20 protein-coding genes and 1 other RNA gene are annotated in these 22,146 nt (G+C 40.8%); 10 read left to right on the forward strand and 11 right to left on the reverse strand.

What is annotated here, in order from left to right; translation table 11 throughout:
* Positions 1 to 69: 69 nt before the first annotated feature.
* Together AB4298_RS18250 and AB4298_RS18255 are read right to left on the reverse strand one after the other, a co-directional pair.
* Positions 70 to 402: an RnfH family protein gene (locus AB4298_RS18250; protein WP_248997963.1), complete on the reverse strand. Its 333-nt coding sequence runs from the start codon at positions 400 to 402 to the stop codon at positions 70 to 72.
* Positions 399 to 830 carry an SRPBCC family protein gene (locus AB4298_RS18255; protein WP_248998072.1) on the reverse strand — a complete coding sequence of 144 codons (432 nt, stop codon included), beginning with the start codon at positions 828 to 830 and terminating at the stop codon, positions 399 to 401. Before AB4298_RS18255 ends, AB4298_RS18250 begins: the two co-directional genes overlap by 4 nt.
* 193 nt (positions 831 to 1,023) lie before the next feature.
* Here AB4298_RS18255 and smpB point away from each other — a divergent pair, with 193 nt between their 5' ends.
* From smpB to AB4298_RS18285, 6 genes are all read left to right on the forward strand, one after another.
* A complete protein-coding gene (gene smpB / locus AB4298_RS18260) occupies positions 1,024 to 1,518 on the forward strand; it encodes an SsrA-binding protein SmpB (RefSeq protein WP_220760005.1) in 495 nt (164 codons plus the stop codon).
* A gap of 108 nt (positions 1,519 to 1,626) precedes the next feature.
* Positions 1,627 to 1,982, forward strand: a transfer-messenger RNA (tmRNA) gene (ssrA, locus tag AB4298_RS18265).
* 376 nt (positions 1,983 to 2,358) lie between these two features.
* A complete protein-coding gene (locus tag AB4298_RS18270; RefSeq protein WP_371987811.1) occupies positions 2,359 to 3,549 on the forward strand; it encodes a BRCT domain-containing protein in 1,191 nt (396 codons plus the stop codon).
* A gap of 29 nt (positions 3,550 to 3,578) precedes the next feature.
* On the forward strand, positions 3,579 to 4,235 hold the full coding sequence (locus AB4298_RS18275) for a hypothetical protein (protein ID WP_371987812.1): 657 nt from the start codon (positions 3,579 to 3,581) through the stop codon (positions 4,233 to 4,235).
* A gap of 136 nt (positions 4,236 to 4,371) precedes the next feature.
* The gene (locus AB4298_RS18280; protein ID WP_371987813.1) at positions 4,372 to 4,551 is read left to right on the forward strand and encodes a phage integrase; all 180 of its coding nucleotides are present in this window, start codon (positions 4,372 to 4,374) and stop codon (positions 4,549 to 4,551) included.
* Positions 4,552 to 4,774: 223 nt separating this feature from the next.
* On the forward strand, positions 4,775 to 6,232 hold the full coding sequence (locus AB4298_RS18285) for a KAP family P-loop NTPase fold protein (RefSeq protein ID WP_371987814.1): 1,458 nt from the start codon (positions 4,775 to 4,777) through the stop codon (positions 6,230 to 6,232).
* Between the two features lie 485 nt (positions 6,233 to 6,717).
* Here the strand turns inward: AB4298_RS18285 and AB4298_RS18290 are convergent, their stop codons facing one another.
* The 4 genes from AB4298_RS18290 to nfsA form a co-directional block, all read right to left on the reverse strand.
* Positions 6,718 to 7,059 carry a zinc ribbon domain-containing protein YjdM gene (locus tag AB4298_RS18290; RefSeq protein ID WP_248998007.1) on the reverse strand — a complete coding sequence of 114 codons (342 nt, stop codon included), beginning with the start codon at positions 7,057 to 7,059 and terminating at the stop codon, positions 6,718 to 6,720.
* Between the two features lie 836 nt (positions 7,060 to 7,895).
* Positions 7,896 to 8,696 (reverse strand): helix-turn-helix transcriptional regulator, encoded by an 801-nt coding sequence (locus tag AB4298_RS18295; RefSeq protein WP_371987815.1) that lies wholly within the window; start codon positions 8,694 to 8,696, stop codon positions 7,896 to 7,898.
* A gap of 144 nt (positions 8,697 to 8,840) precedes the next feature.
* A complete protein-coding gene (locus tag AB4298_RS18300; protein ID WP_248998009.1) occupies positions 8,841 to 9,368 on the reverse strand; it encodes a YbhB/YbcL family Raf kinase inhibitor-like protein in 528 nt (175 codons plus the stop codon).
* A 238-nt stretch (positions 9,369 to 9,606) separates the two neighbouring features.
* Entirely contained in the window at positions 9,607 to 10,329 is a 723-nt protein-coding gene (nfsA, locus tag AB4298_RS18305; protein ID WP_371987817.1) for an oxygen-insensitive NADPH nitroreductase, read from the reverse strand.
* Positions 10,330 to 10,634: 305 nt separating this feature from the next.
* On the opposite strand from nfsA, the gene AB4298_RS18310 reads away from it, so the two are divergent.
* On the forward strand, positions 10,635 to 11,195 hold the full coding sequence (locus AB4298_RS18310; protein ID WP_248998011.1) for a CBS domain-containing protein: 561 nt from the start codon (positions 10,635 to 10,637) through the stop codon (positions 11,193 to 11,195).
* A 134-nt stretch (positions 11,196 to 11,329) separates the two neighbouring features.
* Here the strand turns inward: AB4298_RS18310 and AB4298_RS18315 are convergent, their stop codons facing one another.
* Positions 11,330 to 12,850 (reverse strand): EAL domain-containing protein, encoded by a 1,521-nt coding sequence (locus tag AB4298_RS18315; protein ID WP_371987818.1) that lies wholly within the window; start codon positions 12,848 to 12,850, stop codon positions 11,330 to 11,332.
* Between the two features lie 719 nt (positions 12,851 to 13,569).
* Between AB4298_RS18315 and AB4298_RS18320 the strand changes: the two genes are divergently transcribed.
* Positions 13,570 to 14,568, forward strand: coding sequence for a lipid A deacylase LpxR family protein (locus AB4298_RS18320; RefSeq protein ID WP_371987819.1), 999 nt, complete (start codon positions 13,570 to 13,572; stop codon positions 14,566 to 14,568).
* A 22-nt stretch (positions 14,569 to 14,590) separates the two neighbouring features.
* Here AB4298_RS18320 and AB4298_RS18325 read toward each other — a convergent pair whose 3' ends face one another.
* Genes AB4298_RS18325 through bshA form a run of 3 tightly spaced genes read right to left on the reverse strand, consistent with a single transcriptional unit; the run spans position 14,591 to position 18,829 of the window.
* Complete coding sequence (locus AB4298_RS18325) at positions 14,591 to 15,412, reverse strand: hypothetical protein (protein WP_371987821.1); 822 nt, start codon at positions 15,410 to 15,412, stop codon at positions 14,591 to 14,593.
* A gap of 41 nt (positions 15,413 to 15,453) precedes the next feature.
* A complete protein-coding gene (locus AB4298_RS18330) occupies positions 15,454 to 17,664 on the reverse strand; it encodes a cation:dicarboxylate symporter family transporter (RefSeq protein WP_371987823.1) in 2,211 nt (736 codons plus the stop codon).
* Positions 17,657 to 18,829 carry an N-acetyl-alpha-D-glucosaminyl L-malate synthase BshA gene (bshA, locus tag AB4298_RS18335; protein WP_371987825.1) on the reverse strand — a complete coding sequence of 391 codons (1,173 nt, stop codon included), beginning with the start codon at positions 18,827 to 18,829 and terminating at the stop codon, positions 17,657 to 17,659. The genes AB4298_RS18330 and bshA overlap by 8 nt, the downstream gene beginning before the upstream one ends.
* A 325-nt stretch (positions 18,830 to 19,154) precedes the next feature.
* On the opposite strand from bshA, the gene AB4298_RS18340 reads away from it, so the two are divergent.
* Together AB4298_RS18340 and AB4298_RS18345 are read left to right on the forward strand one after the other, a co-directional pair.
* Entirely contained in the window at positions 19,155 to 21,311 is a 2,157-nt protein-coding gene (locus AB4298_RS18340; protein ID WP_371987826.1) for an LruC domain-containing protein, read from the forward strand.
* A gap of 13 nt (positions 21,312 to 21,324) precedes the next feature.
* Complete coding sequence (locus AB4298_RS18345) at positions 21,325 to 21,837, forward strand: hypothetical protein (protein WP_371987827.1); 513 nt, start codon at positions 21,325 to 21,327, stop codon at positions 21,835 to 21,837.
* A gap of 165 nt (positions 21,838 to 22,002) precedes the next feature.
* On the opposite strand, the gene AB4298_RS18350 is transcribed toward AB4298_RS18345, so the two are convergent.
* Positions 22,003 to 22,131: a hypothetical protein gene (locus tag AB4298_RS18350; protein ID WP_283107187.1), complete on the reverse strand. Its 129-nt coding sequence runs from the start codon at positions 22,129 to 22,131 to the stop codon at positions 22,003 to 22,005.
* Positions 22,132 to 22,146: the final 15 nt, after the last annotated feature.

The raw sequence follows: 22,146 nt of genomic DNA on the forward strand, positions 1-22,146 counted from the left end.
CGAGAACCTAATTGGTTACTCGCCATTTTTTATTGTTTCAATTTGCTAAGAACTAACTGCGCAATGAAATTATATTTTACTGCCGGTGATCTTATTAATACGACCATCCTCTTTAGCTTTTTCCGCGCGTTTACGGCGCACATCTTTAGGGTCAGCAATTAAAGGACGGTAAATCTCAACTCGTTGTCCAGGTTGTAACACTTCATCGTGTTTAACTAAACGGCTAAAAATACCCAACTTGACGGTTTCTAGATCGATCTCAGGAAAGTAACTCTGCATACCACTAAGCTTTACCGCCTCGATGCAAGTCGTTCCCACAGGGACATTAACCTTTATCAACTTTTGCTGCTTAGCTAAAGCGTATATCACTTCAACAATAAATGGCGCTTGCTCTGTACTCATTTGTATATCACCTTTGCACGGCTTGTAAACGCCGTCACCATAGAGCCCATCAATTCTTTAAAAACCTTACCAAAAGCCATATCAACAATGGAGCTTGAAAACTCAAAACTCAACTCAAAGTCTACTTTACAAGCATCCTCTGTTAGCTCTGTGAACGTCCATTGACCAACTAATTCCTTAAATGGGCCATTTTCCAATTGCAATTGAATGCTTTTACCAGGTACAACCTGATTACGCGTAGTAAAGGTTTTACTGATCCCAGCTTTTGACACATCCACTGATGCAACCATGGTCTTGCCGTCGAATTCAATAACCTTGCCACCCACGCAACCAGGTAAAAACTCTTTATAAGACTCAACATCATTAACTAAGTCATACATCTGCATCGCACTAAAGCGAACTAAAACACTGCGTGAAATTTGCGGCATTGACGATAGATACTCGGTAATTAAATTCGAAAGGTCGATTTTAGCATGAACACAAGAAAACGCATCTATGATACAGTACAGCTGCTTTAAGCGATTAAAAAGCAAACAAACTCGCTACGTTACAACAGAAATCATCGAATAATTCGATGTCGCTAATTCCATATTTGTTTTGCCTGAGTATAATGACTTCCCTATGGCTAAGAAAAATGCAAAAAACTCAAAGAACAGTTCAGCTTCCATCGCACGTAACAAACGCGCGACCTTCGATTATAAGTTCGAAGAGAAGCTAGAAGCGGGCCTATCCCTCATGGGATGGGAAGTGAAGTCTATTCGTATGGGCAAGGTAAACTTGTCTGAAAGCTACGTATTCTTAAGGGAAGGCGAAGCTTACCTTTTTGGCTGCACAATCGCCCCGCTTAATACAGCATCTTCACATGTAGTATGTGATCCATTGCGCTCACGTAAATTACTACTTAAACGTAAAGAGCTGGATAAGCTAGAAGGCTTAGTGGAACGTAAAGGTTACTCAATCGTACCTATTTCAATGTATTGGCAAAAAGGTGCTTGGGTAAAAATAGAGATCGGCTTAGGTAAAGGTAAGAAAGATCACGATAAACGTGAGGATACCAAAGACCGTGAATGGCAGATTGAAAAGTCTCGAACCATGAAAAAGGCTGTTCAACAGTAATAGATACAAGAATATGACCAATAACGGTCGTATAACGAACAATCGATTAGTAATGTGGTTTTTATCCTTGTTAAAACAAGATATGACGCGTTACAATCAAATTGTACTGGGGGCGATTCTGGATTCGACAAGATTCTCGAAACCCTGGGAGCATGCCGAGGGGCGGTTGGCCTCGTAAAAAGCCGCACAGTTATAGTTGCAAACGACGATAACTACGCTCTAGCAGCTTAGGCTAGCTAGCCATCTTGCTCACGTTTCTCAAATGGGCAGAGTAATAAGATGGTCACCTTTACATTTGATAGCGAGGGAACCACGTTCAGGGGTGAACCGCGAAATAGTACTGAACTCGCCAATTGCAATCCTGTCTTTCGGAGTGTACTTGGTTAACCAAAAGAGAGACTAAGCATGTAGCGCCTTGGATGTAGGCTTTTTGGACGCGGGTTCGAGCCCCGCCGCCTCCACCAATACTAGGTTAGCAATAACCTTCAAAGGCCGCTAAATCCCTACCAGACGGATTTAGCGGCTTTTTTGTATCTGCTGTTTGTGGTTATACTGCCTCTTATCCATCCTTTATCTTGCTGACCAAGATTTATCTTTACAGCCCTTCCCAAAATTCAAAACCTTTAATTTTCTGCCGCTAAAGATTGCACCAAATCAAAGAATTGTTATATTACTCAATAAATCAATAAGTTGTTATGGATGACAATACCCACCTTATATAGAGTAACACCTCTGAGGATATTCTAGCCTCATACTCAGTCGTATCGATATTAAGCATCTAACCAGATACGAAGGTAATTGCAGATAACACATCATGCATAATAATTAAAGGGATTGGTTATGAACGCATTTGAGATTTGTTTTACGGGTTTTAACGCTGTTGAACGAAATAAGTTAGAAACACAAGCTGAATTGGTAGGTCTATCGGTCAAAAAAAACGTAACTAAGAGCCTCCATATTCTGTGTATTGGTGAGAACGCTGGTTCCAGTAAAATAGATAAAGCTCGCGAAGGCGGTTTGGTAATTATCGACAAATCTCAGTTTGTACATTTCGCTGAAACTGGTGAACTTCCACAAGCTACAGTAGAACAAATACTAACTCTAGTTGAATCCAGAACCCCCATTAAAGCAAAGCAACAAAAGCCTAATGATGTCTTTTTGAACAAGGATGCCCAACCATACGGCCGCTATAATCAGGCTGCTAATATCGAAAAAGCGATTGCTTCACTACATGGCATTCTTTTGGGGATTACTGCAGATGACAAACTTAAGCCAGCCGAACATGCCTTCCTCGATTTGTGGTTAAGAACTCATGGCGAAGTTTCAGATGATCCTGATATGGTTGATATCGTCGATGTGCTAAATGACGTATTAGAGGATGGAATTATTGATGAAGATGAACATGATGATTTATTCTGCTTAATAAATGATGTGAATAATGTACGCGGATTCAATGAACCTGGTAGCCATAACCAGGTAAACCAACTACTTGGTCTACTTCAGGGAATTTCAGCTGATAACGAAATCAACGAAAAAGAAATTGATGCGCTAGCTGTTTGGCTAGATGAAAATCATCAAATCCTAGATAAGTGGCCTGCTAGTGTTGTTGCATCAAAACTATATGAAATTTTTGAAGATAGCATCATCACCGAAGATGAAAAGAAAGACTTATTGCTAACAGTGCAGAAAGTCACTGGTAATCGTTTCTGTGAAACAGGTGATGTAACAGACACCACTACCGAATGCTTTGATGATATAAGCGAGATCCCGCACGATAACATTGGTTTTTGTTTCACTGGAAAGTTTAAATCTGGTAGCCGTAAAACTGTAGAGTCTAAAGCACAAAGTCTTGGTGCTATTACAAGTAAAGGTGTGTTGCTGTCTACTCAGTTTGTAGTCATTGGTACTCTTGCGAGCCGAGATTGGAAATACCTAAGCCATGGCCGAAAAATTGAAAAGGCTATGTCACTTAAAGAGAAAGGGCATGAGATTTATGTCATATCTGAAGATCAGTGGTTAACAGCTATCTAAATAGTAAAAAAGTGAAGTAGGGATAAAGTATGTCAGCAGAAATATCTGTTGCAACTATTGGCGCAATAGCTGCAATAACAGCTGCGATAATTGGTTTATTTGTGGCTATTGCAACAGCAAAAATAGCCAAAGAGCAGAAAGTTTCTGAGTTTAGACAAATTTGGATAAACGACTTAAGAAGCGATATGGCATTGGCACTGAAAAATGCTTACAAATGTTGCTATATGAGACAGGAACACCGTAACGTACCTTTTGAAAAGCAAGATGAATTTATTAATTCGATGAATGAATACTATACAGAATTCGAACTCCGAATAATGTTAACTAAATTAAAGCTGAACCCTACCAAGGATAAAGAGTTCATAGAATTAGCTGAACAATCTTTAGTAAAAGTCCATCAAATAAATGTGTACTCCACTCCTGAGGTATTAAAACAGCAATACAATGCAGCAAATGAAGTATTAAAGTCGCTTGAGTCTGGGACGCATCTAATACTAAAAAATGAATGGGAACGAGTTAAACGCGGGGAAACTCGTTTTTTGATCTACCTAACAACTAGCGAAGCATTAGGGGGATTATTCATAATTGCTTTCTACGTACTACTCGCATTAGTTAAATTCCCAAACTATTTCCCTGGTATAGAAAACCTCGCAGCTACTGCTGAATCGTTGAGAAGCATTATATAAGGTGTCTATTCGTAATCTAAAAGACAACAGCGACAAACCTTGACTATGCGAATGCTGCCCCAATGGCCGCGAAGGCAAGCCCATACGTAAAAAGTTTGCCACTCGCGGTGAGGCGACCGCATTTGAATTGTTCACCATGAAAAAGGTCGATGACAATCCTTGGTTGGGTGAAAAGGTCGATAACCGCCGTCTGTCTGAGTTAATCAAACGCTGGCATGATCTGCACGGCCAGCAACTGACTAAGCCAGAGCTGCGGTTACGAAAACTTGATTTGCAACGGCATGGGCGATCCCATTGCCAGCAAGATCACCGTTAATGACTTTGCTAATTATCAACAGAGGACCCATTTTTTACGCCACACATTTTCCAGCAGCTTTGTGATGTACAGCGGCAATATTCTTCTTTTCGATAAAGTGAAGAACAGATACTCGCTCTCTCCAATATCAAAGACACCATGCGCTACGCCCACTTCGCACCCGCTCACCTGGACGACGCAATAACCAAAAAACAATAGCTAGTTTATTAAAAGAGTGAAAATAATGCCTTCTGAAAGCAATTCATCAACTGAACTTCTCAAATACTCTTCGTGGATAGAATCTCATACATTTGAAAATTGTAAGCTAAACAGGAAAAGCTATGGTGAGTTCCTATTCAATTACTTAATAGGTGAGAAAGATGGTTTTGTGCTTAATATCGACTCTAACTGGGGCTCTGGAAAAACAGAGTTTCTAAAGCGTCTTTACACCATAAGTCATAAAGCTAATCATCCTGTCATCTATATTGACTCTTGGGAGAGTGACTTTTCTAAAGATCCGTTATCAGTCATTGCATTTGAATTACTGGCTCAGATTGAAAAGTATATGGAACCTGAAAGCGATAGTAGCTTGGCAGATAGAGTCACTGAACTAAAAGGAAAGCTATCACAATTCAAACAAAAGATAGCTCTATTTGCAGGTATTGGAACCGCGGCCGCAGGCTTAGGTGACTCCGTAGGTGCAGGCATAACCAATGTTGTACTCGATGAACCTGCAACTAAAAATGAAAAGTTAGTAGAAAATCTATCTAAAAACTACCAATCACAAATTAGTGCCATCAAGGATATTAAAAACCAGTTGTCACTTATTACTGAATTACTAGAAGTAATCTATGAGATGAAGTCACCGCTCATCATTTTGGTTGATGAACTTGATAGATGCAGACCAACCTATGCAATAGAAATGCTTGAAGTTGTGAAGCACTTCTTTAACACCGAAAAAGTGGTATTCGTAATCGCAACCGATACCAAACAACTTTGCCACGCAATAAAAGCCGTGTACGGTAACACCTTCGAATCAGAAACATATTTGCGCAGGTTTTTTGACAGAACGGCTCAGCTTCCACCACCTGAATTTGAAGCATACCTATCTTATCAAGACTTAGATTTCAGTAAATATAGTGATATTTCTCTTCACCCTACTGGTTCACATGACCTTTCACTTAAAAGTATAATCGCCATACTTTTCAAAAGTTATGAACTTGAAGTAAGAGATTTAGACCAACTACTCGCACAGCTACATGCATGTCTACGGGCTATTAATAACATTCATCAAGGTTCTATAATCAACTTAATAGTTTTATTCACAGCTATTATTGAAAATAACAAGAACTTACCCGTATTCTATAGTAGAGAAGATATTGATTGCTCACACAGAGCCAATCCACCCAAGATATTCAACATTGAAGATGGCTTTTCTTCATCAGATATAATCAATCAAAGTCTTGACTCAATTAAACATATTACCGAGTTACATGACGACTATGGAGAACAACGTAGAATCATTACAATTCAACGCCCACACTTCCTAAACCGAAATTTAAGAGAAAACGCTGGAAGTAAACAACTTAACTTTATCGAGAAAATAAGCACAATGCTTCGTAGTGCTGAGGGACGTCGAGACTCATTATGGAAATGGAGCCAGTACAAACAATGTGTCGAGCTTGCAGGTCACATTAACTAAGTGGCGACAAAGTGGCGGCAACCATTTAGAAAGGCTAACACTCTCTAACAGACGCTTAAACGTAACTAACTGAAAGTATAGATATCACGCCGTATGACGGACTATTAGATAGAATGTAGGCTTTTTGGACGCGGGTTCGAGCCCCGTCGGCACAAGATCCCACCAATACTAGGTTAGCAATAACCTTCAAAGGCCGCTAAATCCCTACCAGACGGATTTAGCGGCTTTTTTGTATCTGTTGTTTACCGAACTCTATATAAAATTCAAACCAACTCTACTATTGCAATACATGTAGCCACATAGAGGTATTCATTCCACATGGCTAAAGATAGAGAATGTATTCATTACACTTAGGTTTACCTACTGTAGCTCCTTGTACCGAGTTTAATCCCACATAGGTATTCAGATACAAAAAAACCTGCACTAGGCAGGTTTCTTTATATCAGCTTATGTTTCAAAGCAGCTTTTATTTCATAGCCAGCTGATTAGTTTTGCTTTCTAACAAACTTAGACTTAAGCATCATCTGGCCGTGGCCATCAACTTTACAGTCAATATCGTGGTCAGCATCAACAAAACGCTTAATAACCGCTTTAGTACCTACTTTCAGGATAAGCGATGAACCTTTAACTTTAAGGTCTTTAATTAGCGTGACTTTGTCTTCTTCTGCTAGTAGGTTGCCTACAGCATCTTTTAAGATGATTGCATCTGGATCAACGATAACTTCGTTCGGGTTCCATTCATGAGCACATTCAGGGCAAACTAGGTTTGAGCCATCTTCGTATACGTAGATTGACTCACATTTTGGGCATGGTGGGATAGCGCTCATGGCATTTTCTCTTTAATGAATAAATTGTTGGATCAGGCTTAATGCACCATTGATAAAATGGCCACTAAAGGATCCACCTTTTAAAGACACATTATAATAAAATTTTCGATTATCAGCTAGGTTCAAAAAGTCGTCTTGTGAGCGCGCAATATTTTGTGAAATTCAACATTTGATCTAGGTAACAGAATAAGGCCTATTCAGTATAAATTATCTGCATTTCACATACTCAACAGCTTTATCAAACTAGCTGGCTATCCAATACAAGGATATTGATCACAAGGTGATCTCAGACATTGATGCAACTCTCGCTAATATTCTAAACTTAAATCAGTGGTAAAAGACGTTAGTAAATACAGCTTAATCCTGACTAATATATTACCGTAAAATCAAAGTGCTCAACATAAATCCGCGGTTGAGTTTATAGCGCGCATAAAAGAGGCTTACTCAATAGTAAGCCTTGGGTATAGATGATAAGTAGATGAGTGAAAAGCGCGTCGCGGGAAGCGAGTCATATAGCGATAACCGGGCTATGCTTCATCCCTCGTTGACCACGATTTAAGCCCCAAATAACGTGGTTGCTGCTCTTAGAGCTGTGACGATTACCTACAAACAAGCTAACTTTCACATTGCTCAAACACACAAGCTACAATGCTCAACTAACTTTACTTCCTACTTTACTTACGACTTTCCTACCGACTTACGTCACTTTCTAAAATACGCTTTTCATGATTAATTATAGCCTGTATTCCATGCGCCACAGGCTTTTAAGCCAAAAACTCCATTCAATATTTCTCTATTAAAAGCAGATATATTTAGCCCTTTGATTTAACAACTATTCAGCAAGCAATTGTTTGTTGGTACTGCTTTAAAGAGACCCCAAATTGAGCTTTAAAGCGCTGACTAAATCGACTTTCTGATTGATAGCCGCATCGAAATGCAAGCTCCAGCTGGCTCAAAGGTTGCTCTTTACGGAAATTGACCGACTGCATAATACTGATAGCATTAAGCATTCGTACTTCAGCTAGAATTTCTCTAAATGACGCATTTTCTTTACTTAAATGACGCATAAATGTCGCTGGGCTCATCGCAAACTGCGCTGAGGTGCTTTCTATGCTGTGATGGTTCGCAGGATCAGTAGATAGATAACGACTCACTTTTTGCCGTAAAGAAAATAGCTCATCTGCAAACAGTTGCGATAAGGCTCCTACTTCATGAAGCTGCTGATAAAAACCATCTAAATAATACTGCTGAGCAGCCGTACTTAATGGTAAATCTGCCATGGCTATTAACTGTGACCATGCAAACTTAAGATTATCATTCACCTCAATGCTAGGCGGTTGTAACAGTTCTTTATCAGCAGTCGATATTTGCTTAAGCAATGCTGATGATGGCAAAGATTTAAATGATATTTGAACAGATTGAAATTTATCTTGTGCAGGTTCATTAATAAAAGTCAGCGGCTGATTTTCAGCGGCTAATAACCAATTGAGCCGGTTAAAGCGCAGCGATTGTCCCTGCCATTGCAGATGCTTTACACCTGCAGTAACGGCAATAATACTTGGCGTAAATACAGGAACATTGCGTAACGGTTGTGGCTTGTGACTGTAATATCGATCAATTTTAACTAGTGAACTCAACTCTATTCCTTTCCCTGCAACCAACACCCATGTAATGCTAAGCTTAGCTAAGATAACATTAGATCTAAGCCAGAAATTTTCTAACTAAGCTTTCTGCCTAGCACAGGCTAGGCAGTCGATTTTAACTAGGCAAGGCTATAAAAACTAACGCACATAGGTTGCTGTTAATACGGCTTTATCTATTGCCATTTTATTCAATGTAAAGCCGACTACTGCCGGAGATATGTCGCTAGGCAAATCGATTTTAGCTTCTGGTAATGCCCAAATCGTAAATTGATAACGGTGCATTCCATCGCCTTCTGGCGGGCAAACTCCACCGTAACCCGGCTTACCATAATCAGTTCTTGTTTCAAGACCGATATTGACTTTACCTGATGCGCCTTGTGCTACTGATGCCGTGTCTGCAGGAATGTTGAGTACCGTCCAATGCCACCAGCCACTACCTGTTGGCGCATCAGGGTCAAAAGCCGTTATCGCAAAGCTTTTTGTGCCTTTAGGTGCGTTTTTCCAAGACAATTGCGGTGATAAATTTAGCCCTTTACAGCCCATGCCATTGTATTCAAATTTCGATGACATCAACTGTCCTTCTTTGATATCTGTACTCGTAAGCTCTAATGCATAACTGTGAGCAGAAAAAGCCAATAACGCGATAATTAAACCTATGTGCTTCATAATCGATCCTAGACGCCTTAATTGAATGTACATCTAGTTTAGTTAATAACAACAAGATTAATGAACGCAAACTATCATTTAATACTATATCGACACAAATTTTGAAAGTTTTCGTTAAAGTAATAAGAAATTTAAATGATCAACCTAAATAAGCTCATAGATAAAAAATGTCATCTAATAACTCATCATTGAGCCCACAACCAAAGCTAATACTCGATAAGTTTCTTTAGCGTTAAGATTATCGAGTACTAAGTCCCTGACTTTCCAAAAATGCTTGCATAAACGGTCGCGACTCTTTGTCTAAGGTAGCACTAACCTGCTCAGACCAAGAGATTTGCCTGTTGTTACTGCTCCGCGCTGCGTAATAGTCTCTAATATGTTGGTCGTATTGTGCTAATTCACTGCGATCTATTACTTGATAACATTCCTGATGCACAACAATGCTCAAAGGTAAGCGCGGCTTCTTTTCGGGGACTTTCGCTGGGTAACCAATGCACATTCCAAATAACGGCACTACATACTGGGGTAAATCCAATAGTTGCGTTACTTTATAGGGATCATTACGGATCCCGCCAATGTATACACCACCAAGACCCATAGATTCAGCCGCTAACAGTGCATTTTGCCCCATTAAACCGGTATCAATAGCGCCAATTAAGGTTTGCTCAGTAAAACCTAATTGCGCATTAGGGCTCACCTGTAGATGACGATTAAAATCAGCACAAAAGACTAAAAACTCCGCTGCAGTTTCGACATAACTTTGCCCACCTGCTAATTCGGCAATTTTAGAACGCTTATCTTGATTAGTAATTCTTATCACACTGGTACATTGGATAAAACTGGAGCTCGAAGCGGCATTGGCACATTGTAGGATCAAGTCTAACTTGTCAGCTTCAATAGCCTGCTCAGTAAAATGCCTAATAGAACGATGCTGTAAAATGGTCTCTATAGTTTGGTTCATTATTATTTAACCTATACATTTTTTAATGCCAGCCTACTCATCTTATATTTTTACTGCAACTACCAAGAGAAAAAGCTATTTATTCAATAATAAAGCCGTTAAGTCATCGTCATAACAACTACGCAGAAAAAATCACCGAGCAAAAAACAACCTATAGTTAACAACTAAGACAAAAAAGTAACTAAAATTAATTGTGATTCATCTTTATTGACCAATCCCTACTACAGGAATAGGTTAATAAACATATGGAACAGAGATCACATTTTGCCATCTCCGTCAGCCATAAATATTCATGGAGCATACTGATGAGAAACCTAGAATTATTTAGCACAGCCTCAATTGACCATTTAATGTGGTCACAAAAAGAATACTCAGCCAATCTCGACTCACCTGCCCTCTCAATTTTCACTGATTTTGACCATTCTCAGCCTATGGTTATAGATTCTTCAGCAAGCGCTGTAGATACCGCTGAGATCATGGTTAAGACCCATGCTTTTATGCGTCTAGTTGTTGACACAACCAATCGGTTTCTTGGGATCATTACTCAATATGAATTGTCACACAGCAAGATGATGAAATTAGCGACCAAAAACTCAATGCATATTAACGACCTTCAAGTTACCGATATGATGGTTGCAAGAGAAGGCTTAATGGCGCTGGACTATCATCAAGTCGCCACGGCAAAAGTTAGTGATGTCGTTAGAGCTTTAGAGGAAAACGGGCTACATCACATGTTAGTTATTGACCACGAGTTACACCATATACGTGGCCTTATTGCAGCGAACGACGTCGCCAGAAAGTTAAACATTCCAATTGATATTCATCAGCCACCATCATTTTCACAAATCTTTAAGGCAACAAGATAGTAAATATGTGACTTTTGTTCGCCACTTTGGCTACATGTCACGACCATATATTGCTAGCGCAACAAAAAAGCCCTATTACATATTCGTTGCAATAGGGCCTTTTTAAGTTAGATACTGACTAAATAACTCTTTATTTAGTCAGTAAGCATCAAATCTGTTGCTGTTAAGGCTTTTGAATAAAGCCAACCTTGATGCAAGTGTACGCCGAGTGAGCTCAAGATATCGGCCTGAGTTTGAGTCTCGACCCCTTCTGCAATTACATCAATATCAAGTTCTTCGGCTATCGCTATATAAGACAATATTAAAGACAGTTTGCTACCAGCACAGCCTAAACGACTAACAAATTGCTGGTCTATTTTAAGGTAATCGAATTCCAAGTTTTGTAGCCATAAATTACCACCATAGCCCGTACCTACGTCGTCTAGCTCAATTTTACAACCTAGCTCCTGACAAACAGCAATAAACTCTCTCAGCTTATTCCAGTCTGAAATTGGGATCCGTTCGGTCAATTCAAAGCTTAAATACTCTACCGGATACCCTTCAGCTGCAAGATCTTGTAAAAATGCCCCCATTTGTCCTAACTCAATTTCTTTAGCGCTTATATTAATACTGCACCAAGCTAAGCCTTTGCCATCAAGTTTGCTATGCAACTCTGTTAGCGCGGTAGTAACGACCCATCGAGTCACTTTAGGCATTAATGGTGACAGCTCTAATTCACCGATAAAGCTAGCGGTATTCTTAGTTGTTCCATCTTGGCTACGCCACCTTAAAAGTGCTTCAACTCCTAATGTTGAACTGGTTGCAGCATCAACTATTGGTTGATAAACGAGGTAAAACTCATTTCTTTTTAATCCTTGAGCGAAGTTTCGATACAACAAAACTTGGGTTAATATCCCTCTTAGTAAAAATCCACTCAGTAGAATCATTGCTAGTGCAATGATAGACACAAAAAAGTAATGTAATCTTAATAGCTGTTTATATTGGTTATTCAGGCCAAATTGATAACGCAGATCCGTAGTGCCTGACTTAAACTCAACAAGCTCACTATCAAACTTATCGACATTAAATCTTAGTAACTCTTTACCGTTTGCTAAATGTACAATCAAACCACTACAGAGTTTACTGCCCGCTAAAATATCAAGTTGATCTTGAATTGTCTCAGTACTAACAAACAGTCTGTATTGATCTGCACGCTTTCCTAGATAAATCGGTTCAACCGCATTTGAGGAGTTAGCTTTAACTGGCTGATACAAATCAAGGCCTAACTCATTCGATTGATAAATATGGTTATAATGAGGACCAAAGGCGCGAGTCACCCCCAGCGCCGAACATATAAGCGGCTCGTCAGTAAACTTTAACCAAACAATATCTTGCTCTTGTGACGTTAAAATATAGTTTCTTAGCGTATCAACTAGCTCAGCGGAACAGCCTGCTGTCGTCAGGTTTTTTAACTTACCTTGCAAGTCAGTTAAATGCTTATTCGCTGCAGTAAGCCCAGCCAAATATGAGTTATCAAGCCTTACCACTTTAGCTGAAAATGTTTTATATAAACGGTAATGCACCATGTAATACGAAATCACATTACAGAGCAGAACCATAGCAATAAAGAGCCACGGAAGGTTTACCTTCATAGCTTTATTGATAATCGTAGGCATTAATGTACGGCCAATTTAAATAGATAACAGGAACGTAAAATCCAACGTCGAACGTATCAGGTACATTCGACACCCAGCATTAGCAATACACAAAGATTAAGAACCTAAAACCAAAAGCCTAATGTAATGCGCTAAATTGCAGTGACTAAAAAGCCACCATTTTTAGAGGGCGCGAATCTACGCCTGTTCAAAAACAAGGTCAACTACAATTTGTTTAAAAACAGAGCGGATTCACAGTCATGAAATTTAATGTACACGTAAGGCTTTTTATCGACAAACACATCAATGACAGCCGCAGCCAACCAATAAATAAAGGTAAGATTGTCAAGTAGTTAACCAAGAACACGTTGATTTACCCACTCTTTAATAGTTACAAAATCAAAGTTAATCAGCAGCATAAAAATCCTAATGATTTAAAAATAGCTCCAAAACAATCCAATAAACAACGTAAAACCAAAAATAACAGAATAAAAAACTAATAGGTAAATACTGAACTTAATAAACATCAAACAAATCAACTAAATCAACTAAATCAACTAAATCAACTAAATCAACTAAATCAACTAAATAAGCCAACACTAATATTTAATTGTATCAGTCCAAAACTGTAAACAAATTTATTTGCACAATAAAACCCTTTAACGCTATGCTGGGCGGGTTAGTCTGAATGTAGAGTTTTGCCTGAAATCATGCATCCCTAACCTTTGAGGAGTCATACCTTGACCTTCTTATTGAATCCCCAAACGTTCGGCAGATTAAGCTTAGCGAGTCTACTTATCTGTATCCCTTTTTCCTCCTATGCTGACCAATGGCATTTAAGTTTTGATAACGATGTGGTTATTGGCCAGGATGGCGATTATTCCAATGGTTTCGTTTTTGGTTGGCAAGCTCTTCCTCAAGCTGATTTTACCCAAGCTCCTTGGCCATTTAGCTGGCAACAGAAATTACAATTCTCAAGCCAGAGTAAGACGGTGCAATGGGGAGCTAAGATCTATCAAAGGATGTGGACTCCGAGTGAAATTGAATATGATTACGCTCAACCAAATGATCGCCCCTATGCCGGCCTACTCGAATTAGAAAGCTTTACTGGCAGTTATAGTGAAACTTTCGCACAAAAAAACTGGTTTAGCATTGGCGTTATTGGCCCTGCATCTGGTGCGCAAACCATGCAGGAGTGGGTTCATAGGATCACTCCCTCGACTCTTCCCCAAGGTTGGCAATATCAAGTGGAGAATCAACTGACTCTACAACTCGCTTACGAAGCAGATTTACTGGCATTTCGTCGAGATGCGACAGATGATAGCCAATGGGAACTCAGTGGCTATAGCCATAGCATGCTGGGTAATTTCCGCTCTGAGGCAAACCTAGGTTTTACATTGCGCTGGGGAGATGACTTGACCGAGTCATTTGGTCAACTCAGTAGTCATGCTGGTCATTATGGTCAATACAGTGCTACAGCACGCACTGACGGGAGTTGGACTATATATGCTCGGGCACAGGCTGGGTATCGATTTAATGATCTCACCATCCGCGGTGATGTGCCCTACGACTCTTATGTGCAGATCAAGCACCAACAAGTCAAAGCCAGTACAGGAGTGATCTGGGCGTTTCCCACTTGGTCTGTCAGTTGGAGTTTTGAGATTTACACCCCAGAGTATGAGTCAGATCCAGACAAATGGCACGGTTATGGTGTGCTTAGCTACAGCTTTGTTCTGTAGCTAAGCGCGATGTGATTGATAGTTAAAAAGTGAAGGCCCAGCCAATTTGTGGGCCTTTCTCGATAAAGTTCATTTCATAATTAACGCCATCAACCTCACTATCGTTACCAATTTGCAGATAGCGATAGCCAATCCATACGTTATGCAGCTCTCCGAAACGATATAAGGCTGAGGCGTTAAAGCCATAGTCTCTGTCATTATCACCGTAGATCTTGGTATCGGCGCCCACAGAAACGCCCCAATCCTCCGATAGCCAGTAGCGGTAGGTCACGCCAACGAGCCAATCGAAAAGGTGCTCATCAGCAATAGGAACATTAGCATCAATATGAATGAGTCCCTCATCACTTAATGGTTTGACGTTAAGATCGATTTTGCTAAACACATGACGTACGCCAGTAAATAAGCGTAACCCCGGCATCACTTCATAACCTGCGAGTAAGTCATTGACGGCTAAATGCATGTCGGTTTCGATATTATGCCCTGGAGAAATAATACCACCTGTAATAGGCCCTTTAAGGCCCTCTGTTTGGTTATCACTTTTCACTCTTAAATAGTTAATCCTAAAGCTGTAAAGCCAATCACCTTTTTGAGCGTAAAGCTCACCAATCACACCAAAATTGAGGTTGTCTATTATATTTTTAAACGGTACATCTATATCGAGCCTATCGGCATCAGCCGCAATAGAACCTGAAATATTCGGCGCCCATACCATGGGAAAAGCGATTAAATAATTCCATCCATCTTTACTCTCATCATAAGAGTCGGGGCCAATCTCATACTCATCGCTCGCAGAAGCCATTGAGCTGGCAACCACCATGAGTAATACCGCAGTCAGCTTTTTCACCAACTATACTCCTTATCATTTATGACTAATTAATTATGGTTTTATTCAACCCAATGTAATACATCTTTAATCACCGACCAACGAGGCTCTTGTGGCTTAGCATTCTTTCCTAAAATCCAATAGCCATAGAGTTTGTCTACATAGCCCGATGACTTTTGAAGTTGCAACCAACTATTTAAAAACGTTTGTAACGAAGCGTTGTCACGAGCCACGGCATAAGATGCTGGAAACGATTTAATCTCTTCTCGATTATAAAGTGTGGCGTACTCTGGATATAAGATGGTCCAGGTTTTACCCGCTTCAAGACTTATCATAAGCCCATCCCAGGTCTTACCATCATCTTCAAAAAATAATCGGTCCGATTGTATGGTCACAAACTCAATATTGGGGAACTTTTCCTCTAAGTGAGGGATAATAGAATAACGTCCCACTGTGGCTATGCGGATCTGCTCGGCATCACGGATCAGTTTGTCGGTCTTAAATTCATCAACACGATGATCTTTCACCACAAATGCGTAGTGTAGGTCGAGTACTGGAGTGGTAAAGCCCACCAGCTCGATACGCTTGGTTGTCATCTGTAAACCCGATATTGCAATATCGAACTGTCCTTGATTTATCCCTTCTAATACATTGCTAAAGGTATAAGGTACAAATGCAATTTTAAGATCCAATTCTAAGGCTAACTTTTTCATTAGCTCAACATCAAATCCCACTAGCTGTTGCTCTGCATTATAAAAAGAGAAAGGAACCTGAGTCGGGTTATAACCCACTCTGATCACACCACTCTCTCTAATCTGCTGCATGCTGCGTGGCCCGTCTGCTTGGGCTAAGTCAGCCCAGTTATAGGCGGTGACTTGATCTGGTACTTTCTCTGCTGCACTCATCTGTGCTACCACTTCATCCATCTCATATTCAGTATTGACGATAGAGCTTAGTAACCAACTCGTTGCCAGTAAACTCACACCGAAAACTACGGGAGTAAGTAGGCTTACCATCGCTAATCGTTTCATACTCACTTTAGCTATCCCCACCAGCATCGCCGTGCCGCCGATAGCGAGTATGAAGATATTCATCGCAGCAAGTAGAGAAGTAAAGCGACTGGTGAACAAACTCGACACCATATACAACTGAAAGAGATCAGAAGACAGCTCGAGCGAATCAAGTAGCATAGGTATAGTTAAGTAAACACTGCCAAACAAGCTCACTAAACCATTTAATGACATGGGGAGGTAAGTTAAAAAATCCAGTTCGTCACCGGAGAACCAAGCGGCAAATAGCACAAAGACGATAGTGAGTAATTTACCAAGATTAGGGAAGCTAAATACCACCGGAATAATAATATTGGCATAGTCATCACTCTGTTGACTGCCGATATTGTATTTATGAAATAACTCTTTAGTGCGCTCAATTAGAATCGGAATGACGATAAAAATATTGCCTGCGGCAAAGGCTGTGATCATCGCATCTTTTGCTATTCCCGTGATATCTCTATAAGAAAAAGGGGTGATAACCACTAATATAGCCGGTAAGATCCAGTAGGTTAAAATAATGGTCATCACCACATGCGCAACAAAATAGACCTGGAGCTTTTGAAACTCATCAAAGTCCATTGTCCCGGCTGTCGCTGCCGTCATCGCAAAGATCCCAATTGGCATTAATTTAACGATGCTTTGGGTCACTTTATTAAACGACTCACCAAGCAATTGCATCGGCTTCATCAATGAGTCTTTATTATCGATAGAGATAAGCGCAATACCCGTGGCAACACAAAACAGTACAATCGCAGGAATATAACTGTTCGATAGAGAAAAGAACGGGTTGGAAGGAATATAGATATCTAGCAGGTTGACTGAATTAGGATCTTCCAGTGCTGTTAAACTAAAGAACTCCCCTGCTTGCCAATCAGGAAAGGTGTATTTAATGAAATACATACTCAGCAAACCTAACGCCCAGATCACCAGCATTAATTTACCGACCTTCACCCCTAAAGATTTGGCTTGTTCCATCGTTAAGCTACCAAGACTCGAGACCAGTGAAACGATGATATAAGGAATGATAGTCATCTGTAGCAGTTTAATAAATGCATCACCAATGACAGACATCCACGCCAACATTTCACCAAAAAACAGCCCAGCGATGATCCCTACCGCAAACGACAACAAAACCAGAGTCGACATACTCATCTTTTGCTTTGGTTTTTGTTGCTCTGACGGATTAGCTTCTGGCTCTATCGTTTCCGTTTTACTACTCATTACTGTCTCCGTGTAATGTCTGCGCCGATGAAGAGTGGCCTTGGCAATCATTTATTGCTTCATGGTAACAGGCTAGGTATTGCTCAATTTTTCCCTCAGGATTAAAGAGTTTAGCTGCCCGCTGTCTGCCTGCATGCCCCATCTGCTTTTGCCTACCCGGTTCAAGCAAGATCTGCTCCATGCCTTTAGCCATTGAAATTGCATCATCGGGATCAAACATAAATCCGGTTTGCCCATCGTCCACAACCTCTGGGATCCCATCGATATTACTGCTCACTGTCGGTACCCCACAGGCCATAGCTTCAAGCAGCACCATGCTAAAAGATTCACGGTAGCTAGGTTGGATCATGCAATCTGCATTTGGTAGGTAGTGCTCAACATGAGCAACATCTCCCATAAAGGTGACATACTTTAAAATACCCAACTTTTCACATTGCTGCTTAATACTATCAATATCGGGGCCGCTACCGAGCAAAACGAGCCGCGCTTTGACCTTTCGGCGCAGCATATGAAAGGAGCGGATCACCGTATCGCTATTTTTTAACGGTCTAAAGTTTGATACATGCATGACGATTTTTTCATCATCTTTAGCCATCTTACGACGAACTTCGATATCGGCTAGATCAGGTGAGAAGACGCTTAAATCAATGAAATTATGAATCACATCTATCGACTTTGTTTTATCGAAATGGCTATAGATGTAGTTACGTTGAAAATCCGATACCGTTGTCACTCTGGTACTTTTATGAATACTGAACCGATTAAGAGGATAAAGCGGCTTATCTTGTCCCACTATGGTGACATCTGTGCCATGAATAGTCGTTACTGTTGGGAATTTATGCGTGGTAATTTCGCCAGCGAGATAGGCGCATAGAGAGTGAGGGATCGAGTAGTGTGCGTGTACAACATCAAGCTTAAACTGCTCTACCACTTCAACGATTTTAGCCGTTAATGCAAAAGTGTATAACGGATCTGAAAATAGCGGATAATTAATCGCTTCTACCGAGTGAAAGAACAAACGGTCCGAGTCTTCAATTAATTTAAAAGGGCGTACGCTCGATATAAAGTGCACTTCATGGCCGAGGTTAGCCAGCCCAAGTCCCAATTCTGTTGCCACTAACCCTGAACCACCAATACTGGGGTGGCACACTATCCCTATGCGCATCTTCGACATAAATTCCTACCATCACAAAACAGTTAGAAGAATGTTACAACAAAGAAAACTTAACACTGTTAATCACTTAATCCAAGCGAATCCTTAAATGAGAGTACACAGTTAGCCACTAATAGAGCCAACTCTGTTAACTAATGGCATAAATCAACCGACATTCACTTAACCTTGTGGTTTATTGTGATTTGCAAAATGCGAAAACCAATCTTCACTCTACAGCATGAAATACATTAAAGCGTTGAATAAATTAGATAAATATTAATGGCACAGATTATGCTCATTCCAGTTACATAGATAAACTGACTGTGAGAGATGCATTATGAAAATAACCAAGACAACTCCATTAATCTGCTCCCCGTTAATTCTCAGTGTACTGATTTCTGCCAACGTCAGTGCATCAAATCCCTTTAGTGCATGCCCTACAGAGGCCTTTGTTATCCAGAAGCAATCCAATACACCGAAGAGCTATGGCGTTAACTTAGCAACGGGTAGTTATGTGGTGCTCTCTGATGATATGGGGACTGGCAACGGCTACAATGGTGTGGGTTTTAACTACCACGACAACTACCTCTACGGTTGGGATTACGCCTCAGGATCATTAGGTCGTACAGGTGATGACTATCAAATTGTAGCTCTCACCATTAACAAAGACGCATCAGCCGCCTCTGCTGGCGACTTTTATGTTGGTGATGTCGCCATTAGCGAGAACGTTTGGTACGGCTACCGCAAGGGTAAAGGGTTATTCAAAATCCCTCTTGATAATCCCGCCAGCTATAACATGACAATAGTACCGGGCAGTAAAGATAATGCCACTTACAACATTACCGATTTAGCCTTTCACCCGACCGACGGCTACATGTACAGCATTAGCAATGGCTCTACCGGTAAGCTACTGCGTATTGACCCGACCACAGCGGAGTCCACAAACTTAGGTACGGTTATCACTTCAACCTCGGGCAACTTTATCTTTGGCGCACAGTTCTTTGATCCTGACGGCAATCTTTACGTCAGTAATAACGGCAACGGTAATATCTACAAAGTCAATGTTGACTCTCCTTCACCAAGCGCGGTGTTATTTGCTTACGGTCCATCTTCTTCAGCCAACGATGGTGCACGCTGTGCGTTAGCCGAGGTTGTTGTTGGTGACACTGTAGATTTCGGTGATGCTCCTGACTCTTACGGCACCTTGCTAGCCTCTAACGGTGCTCGCCATACCATAAGTAATAACTTGTATCTTGGTAGTAGCGTCGATAACGAGTCAGATGGTTACGCCTCTCCACTTTCAGATGATGCTAGCGATAATTCAGACGATGAAGACGGGATCTCAATGCCAACAGGTTTTGAGCTAGGAGAAAGTGCTATTTTACTGGTTGATGCAACCGGTGGTGATGGTTTCCTTAACGCTTGGTTTGACTGGGATCAAAGCGGCACATTCGATTTAGAAGAACAGGTCATTCTTGGTGAACGTATTGATGATGGCCAAAACACACTCAGTATTGAGGTTCCAAGCTGGGCAAAAGCGGGACCAACCTGGGCACGTTTTCGTTTAAGTACTCAACGAGATATTACCCCAACTGGCGGTGTAGGTGACGGTGAAGTCGAAGATTATGCGGTAACCCTCACCGAAACAGGCGTCACCATCAACTACTACCCTTCTTCTTCAACCTTTACTACGCTGGCTTATGAGGATCTTTATCCTGACCAAGGTGACTTTGATATGAATGATGTCGTCGTACAATTACGCATCATTGAGTATGTTAAAAATAACAAGGTAAGACGCATTGGTTTTGAAGCGCAGCTAGCCGCAATGGGCGCAGCGTATCACAATGGTTTCGCGGTTCATTTACCAGGAGTTAGCCGTGGAAAAATCAAAGAGTCTCTTATTAGTTGGTCGATTGATAATATCGAGCAAACAGAGTCACCTTTAGAAACTGGGCAAACCAATGCGGTATTTGTGTTTACTCAAGATCTATCTGACTACGTCACCCTTGAGCAGGGCTGTGAATACCTAAGAACAGAAACTGGATGTGAAACCGCATTTAGAACTACTTGGTCATTAGATATTCCGTTTGATACACCTGTCGACGAAAGTATTGTGCCGGCTTTCCCTTATGACCCATTCATTTTCGCAACGCCAAATACTGACCATGGTCTAGCGGCAAAAAATGTTGTTGGAGCTAACCCGGGTCGTCAATTAGAGATCCACTTAAAAAACCAAGCACCTACAGATAAGTTCTCAACTAACTACTTTGGCGCTCGAGATGATGCTTCAAATCCTGGAGCCTCACAATACTTCCAAGATGAGAACGGCATGGCATGGGCAATTGAGATCCCTGTGGACTGGAAGCACCCTAAAGAGAAAGAGCGTTTAGACAATGCCTACACTGAGTTTGTTGACTTTGCAGCTGATAGTACAGGTAACACCAACCCGACTTGGTATGAAAATGCCGATGACTCACTAATTTTCAACAACTAAATTGGAGCATGCCATGAATATTCAAATCAACACTCTGTTTAATCGTCCTGTTAGCTTAATGGTATGTTGCGCGTTTCTTTTAACTGCATGTGGTGGAGGCGGAGATGATGACGGTGGAGCCCCTTCGACTCCAGCACCAGTAACCACAACTACGCCACCAACAACTACACCGGCTCCAGATCCTGCTCCAGATCCAACGTCACTAGATGATTTGATTGTAGACGCTGATAACAAGTTGCAATCGGCGTACACCTTACAAATCGATGTAGATAAAGGAAATACTAATCGCGGTTATTTTTCACTTTGCGATGATTATCAAGCTAATGGCACTGGTTACAAGGTTAACTTCAACTCTTGTTTATTTAGAGGACCACTCACTGACGGCAAACTGGCAAAACAAGTCAAAGTAGCCAATCACGCAAGTCAGTTAATTGCTGTTATTTGGTTCTACGATGGTCAAGCGCCTCAATTTGTAGAATGGCGTTATTTACAAGATGCGGACTCACAAGTACTTACTATGAATTAGTCCTATCGTCACCCGCAATAGCTTAATATCAAGTTTTGCTGCGATTCATTCTCCACTGGATCGCAGCTTTTTTGAATAAATCTGTCCCCCTCGAAAAAATGATCTTACCGCCAGAACTTAATCCATGCATTAAACAAAAAAACTGCGCGACTTTTAAAGCCTATCCTAGCTCGATGAATGCATACTTGTATTAAATTTAAGCTCAGCTTGAGTGTTAGCAAATTGCTGACTGCAGCCAAAAATTAAAATAAATAGCACCACTAAAATAATCGTAGCAGCTAAGTGTTTCATCATCGCTAAATACCTCTT

The sequence above is a fragment of the Shewanella sp. 10N.261.52.F9 genome (assembly GCF_041471165.1).
Classification (GTDB): Bacteria; Pseudomonadota; Gammaproteobacteria; order Enterobacterales; family Shewanellaceae; genus Shewanella; species Shewanella marinintestina.

What these genes read in the sequence shown, in the direction of transcription:
- AB4298_RS18270 (WP_371987811.1), top strand. Translation starts at nt 2,359, where the DNA reads ATGAACGCATTTGAGATTTGTTTTACGGGTTTTAACGCTGTTGAACGA.
- AB4298_RS18285 (WP_371987814.1), top strand. Translation starts at nt 4,775, where the DNA reads ATGCCTTCTGAAAGCAATTCATCAACTGAACTTCTCAAATACTCTTCG.
- AB4298_RS18310 (WP_248998011.1), top strand. Translation starts at nt 10,635, where the DNA reads ATGAGAAACCTAGAATTATTTAGCACAGCCTCAATTGACCATTTAATG.
- AB4298_RS18345 (WP_371987827.1), top strand. Translation starts at nt 21,325, where the DNA reads ATGAATATTCAAATCAACACTCTGTTTAATCGTCCTGTTAGCTTAATG.
- smpB (WP_220760005.1), top strand. Translation starts at nt 1,024, where the DNA reads ATGGCTAAGAAAAATGCAAAAAACTCAAAGAACAGTTCAGCTTCCATC.
- AB4298_RS18340 (WP_371987826.1), top strand. Translation starts at nt 19,155, where the DNA reads ATGAAAATAACCAAGACAACTCCATTAATCTGCTCCCCGTTAATTCTC.
- AB4298_RS18300 (WP_248998009.1), bottom strand. Translation starts at nt 9,368, where the DNA reads ATGAAGCACATAGGTTTAATTATCGCGTTATTGGCTTTTTCTGCTCAC.
- bshA (WP_371987825.1), bottom strand. Translation starts at nt 18,829, where the DNA reads ATGCGCATAGGGATAGTGTGCCACCCCAGTATTGGTGGTTCAGGGTTA.
- AB4298_RS18275 (WP_371987812.1), top strand. Translation starts at nt 3,579, where the DNA reads ATGTCAGCAGAAATATCTGTTGCAACTATTGGCGCAATAGCTGCAATA.
- AB4298_RS18330 (WP_371987823.1), bottom strand. Translation starts at nt 17,664, where the DNA reads ATGAGTAGTAAAACGGAAACGATAGAGCCAGAAGCTAATCCGTCAGAG.
- AB4298_RS18350 (WP_283107187.1), bottom strand. Translation starts at nt 22,131, where the DNA reads ATGATGAAACACTTAGCTGCTACGATTATTTTAGTGGTGCTATTTATT.
- AB4298_RS18315 (WP_371987818.1), bottom strand. Translation starts at nt 12,850, where the DNA reads ATGCCTACGATTATCAATAAAGCTATGAAGGTAAACCTTCCGTGGCTC.
- AB4298_RS18255 (WP_248998072.1), bottom strand. Translation starts at nt 830, where the DNA reads ATGCCGCAAATTTCACGCAGTGTTTTAGTTCGCTTTAGTGCGATGCAG.
- nfsA (WP_371987817.1), bottom strand. Translation starts at nt 10,329, where the DNA reads ATGAACCAAACTATAGAGACCATTTTACAGCATCGTTCTATTAGGCAT.
- AB4298_RS18290 (WP_248998007.1), bottom strand. Translation starts at nt 7,059, where the DNA reads ATGAGCGCTATCCCACCATGCCCAAAATGTGAGTCAATCTACGTATAC.
- AB4298_RS18250 (WP_248997963.1), bottom strand. Translation starts at nt 402, where the DNA reads ATGAGTACAGAGCAAGCGCCATTTATTGTTGAAGTGATATACGCTTTA.
- AB4298_RS18280 (WP_371987813.1), top strand. Translation starts at nt 4,372, where the DNA reads ATGAAAAAGGTCGATGACAATCCTTGGTTGGGTGAAAAGGTCGATAAC.